At 46.9% G+C, this 10,225-nt stretch carries 7 protein-coding genes and 1 pseudogene; 7 read left to right on the forward strand and 1 reads right to left on the reverse strand.

The window, feature by feature from the left end; all coding sequences use genetic code 11:
• The 5 genes from AAC033_RS16790 to AAC033_RS16810 form a co-directional block, all read left to right on the forward strand.
• On the forward strand, positions 1–708 hold a 708-nt coding region (locus AAC033_RS16790), incomplete at its 5' end, for a response regulator transcription factor (protein WP_339740240.1).
• Positions 709–725: 17 nt separating this feature from the next.
• Positions 726–2,204 carry a HAMP domain-containing sensor histidine kinase gene (locus tag AAC033_RS16795; protein WP_339740242.1) on the forward strand — a complete coding sequence of 493 codons (1,479 nt, stop codon included), beginning with the start codon at positions 726–728 and terminating at the stop codon, positions 2,202–2,204.
• Between the two features lie 173 nt (positions 2,205–2,377).
• On the forward strand, positions 2,378–3,316 hold the full coding sequence (locus tag AAC033_RS16800) for a bifunctional methionine sulfoxide reductase B/A protein (RefSeq protein ID WP_339740244.1): 939 nt from the start codon (positions 2,378–2,380) through the stop codon (positions 3,314–3,316).
• Between the two features lie 260 nt (positions 3,317–3,576).
• Positions 3,577–4,851 (forward strand): spondin domain-containing protein, encoded by a 1,275-nt coding sequence (locus tag AAC033_RS16805; protein WP_339740246.1) that lies wholly within the window; start codon positions 3,577–3,579, stop codon positions 4,849–4,851.
• A 417-nt stretch (positions 4,852–5,268) separates the two neighbouring features.
• Complete coding sequence (locus AAC033_RS16810) at positions 5,269–5,880, forward strand: hypothetical protein (RefSeq protein WP_339740248.1); 612 nt, start codon at positions 5,269–5,271, stop codon at positions 5,878–5,880.
• Between the two features lie 224 nt (positions 5,881–6,104).
• Here the strand turns inward: AAC033_RS16810 and AAC033_RS16815 are convergent, their stop codons facing one another.
• Positions 6,105–7,994, reverse strand: coding sequence for a S9 family peptidase (locus tag AAC033_RS16815; protein WP_339740250.1), 1,890 nt, complete (start codon positions 7,992–7,994; stop codon positions 6,105–6,107).
• Between the two features lie 377 nt (positions 7,995–8,371).
• Between AAC033_RS16815 and AAC033_RS16820 the strand changes: the two genes are divergently transcribed.
• On the forward strand, positions 8,372–9,640 hold the full coding sequence (locus AAC033_RS16820; RefSeq protein ID WP_339740252.1) for a hypothetical protein: 1,269 nt from the start codon (positions 8,372–8,374) through the stop codon (positions 9,638–9,640).
• A 19-nt stretch (positions 9,641–9,659) separates the two neighbouring features.
• Positions 9,660–10,225, forward strand: a pseudogene (locus tag AAC033_RS16825) (phenylacetate--CoA ligase); the annotation flags it as partial.

The following is a 10,225-nucleotide window of genomic DNA, read 5'->3' on the forward strand; positions in this document are numbered from 1 at the left end:
AAAAAAACTCCAATGGATAAAGCGTTAATTATTGAGGATGATAAAGATATCTCCGAATTGATATCCATTCATTTGGCGGATATGCATATGGATGTGGATAAAGCTTACGATGGTAAAGAAGGCCTGATGAAAGCCCTGAACAATCGTTACCGGTTTATTCTGTTGGATATTCGTCTTCCTTTACTCGATGGCTTTGAAGTGTGCAAACGCCTTCGCATGGAAAAAAACAACACGCCGATATTGATGATCACCTCCAAATCGGAAGAAATTGATAAAGTGTTGGGGCTTGAGATTGGGGCCGACGATTATATTTCGAAGCCTTTTGGAATCCGGGAATTGCTTGCCCGAGTAAAAGCCGTTTTGCGTCGTACTGAACAAGTTTTGCACGGTAGTGGGGAAGAGGAAGCTGAAATTCGCTGCGATCGGCTATACATCAATGTTGGCATGCGCATTGTCGAGTTGGATGGCATTCGCATCGAACTTTCACCAAAAGAATTTGATCTGTTGGTCCATCTGTCCTCAAACCCCGGGAGAACGTATTCGCGTATGCAATTGCTCGATAAGGTTTGGGGATACGAATTTGAAGGGTTTGAGCATACCGTCAATTCTCACATCAACCGATTGCGCTCAAAAATCGAAAAGGACATGAGCCAGCCAGAGTATATCTTAACAACATGGGGAGTCGGATATAAATTCAGGGAAGCCTGAGGTTAAATTTAAATGCCATGCAACTTGTCAGACCAAAAATATTTAATCGCCTGTATTTGCAGGTTTCAGCAATTTTTTTGCTGGTATTGTTCTTGTTTACGGCAGTGGTGCTATACGTTTCGGTTGAGTCGGCCCGGCAGTATTCTGTTGAAGTTAACCAGCGCTTGAACCGGGAATTGGCGCAAAATACCCGTTCTATGATTGATCCCTTTTTGCGGGACGGTATAATCAGTGAGGAAGGGGTGAAAGATATTATGCATTCCATGATGGTAATCAACCCGATCGTAGAGGTTTACCTGTTAAATCCGGAGGGAAAAATATTGCAGTATGTGGCGCCAGATAAAGTGGTGAAACTGGAAAGGGTGGATCTGAAACCAATCAAAACCTTTTTGGATGATCCGGAGCATAGCATTATTTATGGCGACGATCCGCGAAACCCGGGAGAGTACAAAACCTTTTCGGCTACCCCGGTGATGAACGGAGGCACGCTGACTGGTTATATTTACATTGTACTGGCCAGCCAGGATTATGTCTCTGCCTCACAAGCCGTATTGGGCAGTTATATTTTGGGCTTGTCCATCCGCTCGGTCATTACGATCCTAATTATTTCAGCCTTGGTGGGCTTACTGGCCTTTTACGTCATTACCCGAAAACTAAACCCGATTATTGAGGGAATCAATCAGTTCAGAGAAGGGAAGCTCAGTACCCGTATTGCGGTGAAGAATGAAGGCGAGTTGGATCGCATTGGGTCGGTTTTTAATGAAATGGCAAACACGATTGAGCAGAATATTCAAGAACTGAAGGGCGTGGACAATTTGCGCCGGGAACTGATCAGCAATGTGTCGCACGACTTGCGCACCCCCGTGGCATCGATACAAGGGTACGCCGAAACTTTGCTGCTAAAGAAAGACAGCCTGAGACCCGAAGAACAGGAAAAGTATCTGGAGGTGATTTACAAAAGCTGTGGCCGGCTGAAAAAGATGGTGGAAGATTTATTTGAGTTATCGAAATTGCAGGCTCAGCAAATCAAACCTCACCCGGAACCTTTTTCAATAGCCGAATTGGTGTACGACATTGCCAATAAATACCGCATCATTTCGCAAAAAAAAGGGATTAGCGTGAATACGGTGATCGCGAAGGATGTACCATTGGTTGAAGCGGATATTTCGATGATTGACCGGGTTCTGCAAAATCTGATTGATAATGCGGTGAAGTTTTGCAGGGAAGGCGACACGATCAACATTGAAATTGACACTAAAGATCAAGGGAAAGTGGAAGTACGGGTGGTTGATTCAGGGCCGGGAATCAAGCAGGAGGATCTGGACCATGTTTTTCAGCGGTATTACAAAGCCCGCGAAGATCAGCATAGCACCGGTCTGGGCTTAGCCATCGTTCGAAAGATGGTGGAATTGCATCACTCCAGCATTCGCGTGTTTAGCCAATTTGGCAAGGGAACCACCTTTACATTTGAGCTGCCGGTGGCCAATGTCGGTTAAATTCAAGAAAAAAATGATCTTTTAGTGATCTTTCCTGAAGACCTTTGGCGAACAGCTGCTACCCGCTTTCGGTATGGAAATTGAAGCGAGAGTAATAGCTTCGAAACAGAAAAAGTGCTCTGGTATTTTTGGAGCGATCAGAATGATTAGAAAGGAGAACGAAAATGAAACACATGATGTATCTCGTATTATTCAGCCTGGCGTCTGTTGCCGGCTGTGCCCAATCTCAAGATAAAAAACCAAGCGAAACTTCACCTTATTTTCGTCCGCTGACCCCGGAGGAAGAACGGGTGATCGTGCATAAAGGGACCGAACGGCCGTTTACAGGGAAATACGACAAGTTTTACGAAGAAGGAACCTACATCTGCAAACGGTGTGGTGCGGAATTGTACCATTCAGCCGATAAGTTTGATTCGGGATGTGGCTGGCCCAGTTTCGATGATGAGATTGAAGGTGCCGTGAAACGCACCCCGGATCCGGATGGCATGAGAACTGAGATTACCTGCAACCATTGTGGTGCTCACTTGGGGCATGTCTTTTTAAACGAAGGGTTCACGGCTGAAAATACCCGGCATTGTGTCAACTCCATTTCGCTGCGGTTTATCCCGGCGGGAACTTCCCGAATGGCAACCCGCGACACCGCATATTTTGCCGGTGGTTGCTTTTGGGGTGTCGAATATTACCTGGAGCAGGAACCAGGTGTCAAAACGGTGGCATCGGGTTACATGGGTGGCCGCAAACGCAATCCCTCATACCAGGATGTGAGTTATCGCAATACAGGGCATGCCGAAGTCGTGCGTGTGATTTTCAATCCTGCGGAAACCAGCTACGAAGCTTTGGCTCGGCTGTTTTTCGAAATTCACGACCCCACGCAGGTTAACCGGCAAGGCCCCGATGTGGGCGAACAATATCGGTCCGAAGTATTTTACCGCACGGAGTTGCAAAAGGATATTGCCGAAAAACTCATCCAACTCCTTCAGTTGAAAGGCTACGAAGTGGCCACACGCGTGACTCCGGCAGCGACTTTCTGGATGGCGGAAGATTATCACCAGGATTACTACGCCAACAAAGGGGGAACGCCTTACTGCCACATGCGGGTCGACCGCTTTTAACTTCTGCCTGTGGAATTTTTATGTCGAATTCGCATGCGCGAAAACTCAAAACAATCGTTGATTCTCATAGCCAGTCCGTGGTTGGGAAACCTGAAATGATTAATGGATGCATCTCCGATATCTATCAATATTTTGATCCGGCAATCAGGATAACGTATTCATAATTAGTGAAATCGTTATAGAAAGTTTAATGTGTCGTGATGATCCTGTGATACTTAAACAGGAACTTAGTGATTAGTTAAATTTAAAAATTCATTACTATGAAAGATTTACGATTACTATTGATTGCTACGCTGGTTGCATTCACCTTTGCCCAGTGTCAAAAGGAAATGAACGACGAGTTGGCTGACAACAGCCTGAAAAAAGCCTCCGTAAGCGGCACGTACACTGTTATGGTTGAAAATGTTTCGGTCGACTATGACTACTTTGAAGCCGGGGCAGTTAGTATTCCTGAAGGAGAAAGCTCTGCCGGACCTGCATTCCCGGGGCATTCCTTTACATTTTCATTTCATGCCGGGCCGAACCATCGACTATCTTTTGCGACCATGTATGGTTTGTCAAACGACGGATTTTATGCGCCTGGCGAGGGTGGTATCAGTTTGTACAGTGGCGGTTCTCCGGTTACCGGAGATATCACTTCTGAGATTATGCTGTGGGATGCCGGAACCCAGGTGAACCAGATGCCCGGGCCATCCAATCCGCACAATGGGGCAGACGAAAATGGCGTGGTCATGAAAATGGCAGATGTTGCCGATGGCTACGACTATGGAACGGTTGCTACCAACCTAATGGCCTCGTTAAGTTACGATGGCAACAGCATGTTTACGCTAACAATCGAGGTGCTGGCAGGAAGTACCACCGCAATCTCGCCTGTGGCTTGGGTGGTACACTACGATGATCAAACCCCGATTTTTGAAGAAGGTGTGGCCGAATATGAAAAAGGCCTGGAAGATTTAGCCGAAACCGGCAGTGCGGGGCCGCTGGCGCACTTTCTGACTTCGAACAGTGGTTATGTGTCGCCGGTAGCTCCGGTGCTTTGGGTGTTGCATGATAAAAAAGACTTGCCCATTTTTACCGAAGCGATGCCAGACTATGGAGATGGCCTTGAAACCCTCGCCGAAACCGGAAACCCGGAACCTTTGTACCATTCGCTAATGACCACCGGATATGAAACTGGCTTTCAGGCAACGCGCGAAGGTGGCTTAGGCGACGGGCCATTATTCCCGGGGCAGATGTACAAATTTATTGTTGAAGGTCGTGTTGGTCAATCGTTGAGTATTGCCAGCATGCTGGGGGCGTCCAACGATATCTTTTTCTCTACGGGAGATAAAGGAATCAAGCTTTCGAATGGTGCTGCGGAGAAAGATCTGACCCACTTCATCGAGCTTTACGATGCCGGAACCGAAGTCAATGAGTATCCGGGAGCACAAACGCAGGCGAATATCGTTGAAGATGGTGCCGTGCGCCTATTGGATGATGGTCTGCCATGGCCCGATGCTTCGCAGGTAATCAAAGTCACCATTAAGAAGAATTAGTTGCGATTGGATATGAATAGCGAGGGGGCGGGCATCCAACTCCTTGGACCGGCTATCGCCAATGTTTTTTGTTGTTTGATCCGATCATCGCGTAGCAGAAGCTTTCGGTAAACGTTGCTTCCAATTTAAACAAGAGCCAAAAATAGCCCGCCAGTTCATCATGATTTGGTGGGCTATGGCGTGTTTATGCGGAGCTTAGTGCGCAGCGCAAATTTGAGTTCAACGCTGCAATATTCATTGGAGGACAGCTTCAATAAATGATTAATTATCATTTGTCTTTTTTTTAGGTTTTAACCAAACATTTAACGCGTTCGTCGGTATAAAAGAAAATATTGCTTATCCTTTTTAAGTAATCGAGATTGAACATCGAAAGATGGTATTTTGTTTGTGTTAATATCCACCAATCAGAACCTTGCGATGAGTTTTCAAGAAAATGCAATATACCACGTTTATAACCGGTCGAATGAATTTGTATTTCAGTCGGAAGAAGATTATTGGCTTTTCCTGAATAAGTTAAAGGTCTTTTTACTGCCCGGAGCGCATATCTTGGCCTGGTGCTTAATGCCCAATCACTTTCATCTGTTGATTCAGGTGAAGGCTGAAGGAGCCCAATGGGGCAATTCGAAAGGCCGCTACCAGACGCAGCAGCTTTCGGAAAAGTTAAGCTTTCTTATTGGTACTTATACCCAAGGTTTTAACCGGAGGTATGGGAGAAAGGGTCAATTGTTTGCTCACCCCACCAAGGCTAAACTTCTGAGTGATCCGACTGTTTCGTATTTCAGCGGTTTTGGCCAGGTCGATTATGTGACCACCTGTTTCCTGTACATTCATCAAACTCCCGTCATGGCAGGCCTAGTAGATGATCCGTCACAATGGGAAATGTCTTCTTTCAATGACTATACCAAGAACAGGAGCGGATCTTTTGTCAATAAGGAAGTGGCTTTTCAGCATCTTACTCTTGCTCCCCACGAGATCGATGTTCAATCAACAAGCTACCTGGATGAGGTGTTGTTGGATGAACTCTACTGATTTTGAGGTAGCTTGGTCATACTAATTTTGTAATGCTTTTAGTGTTGTCGTTATGATGTCTTATTAACGACAGCAGCATGTTTTGAGAAAAGCTTAACGACTGGTCAGACTGATACGACAACGATATCGGAGAAGTTCAGATTGATAAATTAAAAGGGATGTCGTCTTGGCAAGCAAACGACATCCCTTTTTTTGACCGACGCTAATTTTCAGGATTGGCCGACTTATTCTTCAGCGGGTTTTAGGTGTTCATCCAGAAATGTAATCATGGCCCGGTAAAAGTCGAAACGGTTTTCTTCATTTCTAAATCCGTGTCCTTCGTTGTCTTTTACCATGTATTCCACGTCAATGCCACGCGTTTCCAAAGCTTCTACAATCTGGTCCGATTCGTCTTTGTTTACGCGTGGATCGTTGGCTCCCTGGGCTACAAACAGGGGGGCCTGTATTTTGTCTACATGAAACACCGGCGACACTTCGGCCAGCATCAGGCTGTCGGTTTCCGGGTGCCCAACCATCTCATATATCATATCCAACATCGGTTTCCAATAGGGCGGGATGGTGTTCATGAAGGTGAACAGGTTGGAAACGCCCACATAGTCCACGCCGGCTGCATACAGTTCGGGAGTTAGGGTAAGTCCGGCCAGGGTCGCATAGCCGCCATAACTTCCACCGTAAATGGCTACGCGTTCCGGATCGGCTATGCCTTGGTCAATCAGCCACCTTACGCCATCGGTAATATCGTCTTGCATGGTGCGTCCCCATTGTTTGAACGAAGACTGCCAGAATTCCTTGCCAAATCCGGTGGAGCCGCGGAAATTCATCTGCAACACGGCGTAACCATTGTTGGCCAAAAACTGAACTTCGGGATTGAATCCCCAGTAGTCACGGGCCCAGGGACCACCATGTGGATTAACCACCACCGGCAGGGTCTTGGGTTCGTATCCTTTGGGCAGGGTCAGGTAGCCATGAATGGTCAGCCCGTCGCGCGAAGTGTAGGAGATGGGTTGCATCTCGCATAAGTCCGCCTCGTTTAACCACGGACTTAGTTCAGCCAGTTTCGATAGTTCCTGTGTGTTTTTGTCATAGTAGAAGTAAGCTCCCCTGGTTCGGTCGTTGTAGGTGCGAATCATAAACTGGTCTTCGGCTTTGTTGTGGCTGCCAACAGCGACTTCGTACCCCGGAAGTTTGGACTCCAGTTCCTGCTGCATGGCTTCTGCTTCGGCATCAAAAAAGTGCCTTTTATCTTTATCGGTTGTCCAGCTTACGGAAAGCAGTTTCTTATCTTTTCGGGAATAGTCAACTCCTTCAAGGTCCGCTTCGGCGGTTTCGAAAATCACTTCGGCTTCTTTACCATTGGCTACATCGAACGTAACCAGGGCGGTTTTGTCTCTTCCGAGATTCGATAAAGCATAAACCATTTGATTATCGAAGGTAAACAGCACCGGCGAAACAGTTTCCTTGAAGCTGGTCGTCAATACGGGACTGAACTCCTCTTCCTCCGTGTCGCGGTACAGAATGGTGTTGTTCACCCCGTCGGAGGTAATGGCCACCCTGAGTTTGCCGTCGTGGTCAGTCATCCAGCCCATGATATTTCCCGGGTTTTCAGCCAGCATAGTCATTTCGCCGGTAAGTACATTCAGCCGGTAAGGATCAAAAACTGTGGCATCGCGCTTATTCAGACCAACAATCACTTCGTCTTCATCGTCCTTCAAATCATCGATAAAAGTGGTACGAACTTTCTCAAAAACCGTTAGTCCCTTCAAGTCGCTGCCATCCACATTGACGCCATACAGTTGAAAGTTCTCGTCGCCACCGGTATCTTTCAGGAATAGCAAGCGGCTATCGCCTTTCCATAGGTAGCCGGCAATGTCGCGTTCGGTTTCCGAAGTGAGGCGAACCGCTTCATCCTCTCCGGTTTTTTGGACAAATACATTTAGTCTGCTTTCCCAAGGCGCCAGGTAGGAAAAATATTTCCCGTTTGGCGATAGCTGAAAAGCAGTCTTTTCAGGATTACGGAAGAAATCCTCCAGCGGAATTTCCGGCGCTTTTTGTGGTTTCTGTGCGCAGGAAAAGAGCATAAGGGCTAATGTTAAAAAGCTTAGAATTTGTTTCATTGTCAGTGATTTTAAATTGAATAACAAGTTCCGAAAAAAAAATGCTTGTGTTGCCATAATCCGGATTTTATTATTCAAAATGAATCTAAATTACCTGAATTTCAAATTATCAGAAAATTGCTCTAATTTTTTACAATTGCTTGTTTTTCGGCTTGTTTGCTTGATGGTTTGTAGTTTAATGGGCTTGTTTTAAATGAATTGACTTTTGTCTTGCGTTGATTGGACGGTGTTTTCTCTTATTTTTGATTCCCAATCAACCAAAATGACGCTGACTAACTTTCAGAATTCCCTCCTTTACGGACTGCCTTCTGATTTGAATATAAGCAGTTTGCCGAATTTTGTCGATTAAAAAAACTAAAAACAAAGCCTTTATATTGATGAGACGATTTTTTGCATTGCTCTGTTTCGTTGGCCTCGCTCTCTCAGCGGTGGCGCAGAAAAGTGAAGACAGTAAGTTAAGTGTTGACCTGTACGGATTTATCCGAAACGAAATTTTTATTGATTCCTACAAGGGACTGGATGCCGCCAATGAGTTGTTTTACCTGGTTCCGTTGTACGTTGGGCAGGATGATAACGGCGCGGATATAAATGAGCAATACAGCTCCAACCTGTCAGCCATCGCGTCGCGGCTGGGCGTGAAGGTTGCCGGTCCCGAGATTTTCGGAGCAAAAACCAGCGGAACCATTGAGTTCGATTTTGGCGGGATTGTAAAAACCGAACCTACCTTATTTCGGATAAGGCATGCCAATATGGTTTTTGACTGGGAGAAAACCCGCTTGGTGGTTGGGCAAACGTGGCACCCGTTTTGGGGAGGCGGCGCTTTTCCTTCAGTGGCAGGTTTAAACACTGGCGCGCCTTTCCAGGCGTTTAACCGCTCACCCCAAATTCGTTACGATTTGTTGGCTGGCGACTGGACGGTTTCCGGGGCTGCCGTTTACGAAAATCAATACACCTCCAAATGTTTTGACGCCAGCAATTACAGCTCGCCAACACAGGCACAACGCAACGGTGTGATGCCCGAGTTGGTGTGGTCGGCCGAATACAAAAAATCCGGTTTGACTGTGGGGGCAGGCGCGCAAATCAAACGGATTAAACCCCGAATGACTGTTACCGGGACAGCGGGAAAATTCAAGGCCGAAGAGTTTTTGGCCAGCACCGGTTTTATGGCCTACCTAAAACATGCCAGCGATCGGTTCACCATCACTGCGAAAGGATATTATGGGCAGAATATGACGCATCTGACCTTTTTGGGCGGTTATGGTGTGGCTACCCGCGACGAGGTGACCGGCGAGGAAACCTATACCAATTACACCAACTACACCACGCTGCTGAACATGGTTTATGGCCGCAAATGGCAAGCGGGCGTGATGCTGGGCTATGGCGGGAACCTGGGAACTGACGCTGCGCTGTATGACGAAGGAAGCGGCAAGGGTATCGTCACCGGACTGCTCCCCAATGTTCAGGATTTGGCTCGTGTGGCTCCGAATGTGGCACTGAACGTGTCGAAGTTTCGGCTGGTTGTTGAGTATGAAATGACCACGGCCAATTATGGAGCCGGGACCTTTGATTTTTCGGACGGCTTGTATGCCGATAAGCACCGGGCAACGAATCACCGGTGTATTGCCATGATGATGTATTTCTTTTAATTGCAGAAAACAGAGATCAATGTATTGGGAAAGAGAATTTGAAACTTTAGAACGAAATAAGCTGAAAAGCTTGCAGCTCGAACGGTTAAAAAGAACGGTTAACCAAGCGGTGCAGGCTCCTTTTTATAAGGAACGATACCGGCAGGAGGGAATTTCGGCTGACCACCTGACGCAGGTCGAAGCGATCCGCGACTTGCCTTTTACGACCAAGCAAGATTTGCGCGAGCATTTTCCGTATGGCTTTTTGAGTTTGCCGAAGAAAGACATCATCCGTCTGCACAGTTCAAGTGGAACAACAGGAAATCCGACGGTGATTTTTCATAACCGACACGACATCAGCAGTTGGGCCAACCTAATGGCCCGTTCGCTTTATTGCGCCGGGGTTCGTGATGCCGATGTGTTTCAGAATATTTGTGGCTATGGTCTGTTTACCGGAGGTCTGGGCTTTCAATACGGCATTGAGCGGCTGGGCTGTCTGAGTATTCCGGCAGGGGCGGGTAACAGCTTGCGCCAGATTAAGTTGATGCAGGATTATGGAACAACCGCCATTCATGCTATTCCGAGTTATCTGGGGCGACTTTACGA

The organism is uncultured Sunxiuqinia sp. (assembly GCF_963974515.1).
In the GTDB taxonomy this organism is placed as follows: domain Bacteria; phylum Bacteroidota; class Bacteroidia; order Bacteroidales; family Prolixibacteraceae; genus Sunxiuqinia.